This is a genomic window from Stutzerimonas sp. LR2, from assembly GCF_055755175.1.
On the sequence record NZ_JBVTRR010000051.1, the window covers coordinates 1 to 917 of the forward strand.

The 917-nt window shown below is 50.5% G+C and carries 2 protein-coding genes; one reads left to right on the forward strand and one right to left on the reverse strand.

Translation table 11 applies throughout. The features are described from left to right. The first annotated feature begins 116 nt into the window (after nucleotides 1–116). Entirely contained in the window at nucleotides 117–455 is a 339-nt protein-coding gene (locus ACVRRC_RS21950; RefSeq protein ID WP_000888080.1) for a carboxymuconolactone decarboxylase family protein, read from the forward strand. Between the two features lie 29 nt (nucleotides 456–484). On the opposite strand, the gene ACVRRC_RS21955 is transcribed toward ACVRRC_RS21950, so the two are convergent. Continuing rightward, nucleotides 485–917 (reverse strand): thioredoxin family protein (locus ACVRRC_RS21955; protein ID WP_472997570.1); only part of this gene is annotated, 433 nt, incomplete at its 5' end.

The window sequence follows — 917 nt, forward strand, 5'->3', positions numbered from 1 at the left end:
TGTCTGTGAAGGCTCAAGCGTAGTGGCGCATGCAACGGCCAGACCCGAAGTCTTCGCCAACAGCCTTAAGTATATAAAACTGCTTCTTAATACCCCTCATTCAGGAGAATGACACTATGCTGGACTGGAACAACTATCGCTCAGAGTTAATGCAACGTTTAGGCGAGTTGGGCAAACTGACCCCCGAGACCATGAAAGGCGTGGTTGCCCTGGGCAACGCAGGTAACAAAACTGACCTTTTGGGCGCAAAAGTGCGTGAACTCATTGCCCTGGCGTGCGCAGTCACAACCCGCTGCGACGGCTGTATTGCTTTTCACGCCGACGCCGCTGTGAAAGCCGGTGCAACCGACGCTGAAATTGCTGAAGCGCTGGGCGTGGCGATTAACCTCAACGCTGGCGCGGCGGTCATTTATTCAGCCCGCACTCTGGATGCCGTCGGTCAGGCACGCGGTTAAGCATTAATAAATTCCACGTTAAAAGGGCATTACTGCCCTTTTTTTATGTCCGCAATAGCCTGAGCATATACCGATGCAGGTTTCACACCCGGTATGCGTTTAACTAATTGCCCTTCATGAAATATCAGCACAGACGGCAGCCCCCAGATCTCGTATTTGGTTGTCAGCACCGGCGCCTGATCTACATTGACTTTCCCCACCTGAATATCTCTATCGAGCCGGTCTGCAAACTGACTGAACATTTCTTCGCTGGCCTGACAGGGCGGACACCAGGGTGCAGAGAAACGTACCACCGATATTCCGTTGTACTGCTCTATCTGGCGGAAATTATCTTCGTTATAAGCTGTTAATGTACGCATGGTGATGACCTCGCAAAATGAGTGACAATTCAGAAATGGCTGCGTTATGACAAAAAAATACGACACACCCATTGACCTACCTACTAGATGGTTGGTATATTGC

Coding starts and splice junctions, on each gene's coding strand:
- ACVRRC_RS21950 (WP_000888080.1), top strand. CDS start 117: ATGCTGGACTGGAACAACTATCGCTCAGAGTTAATGCAACGTTTAGGC.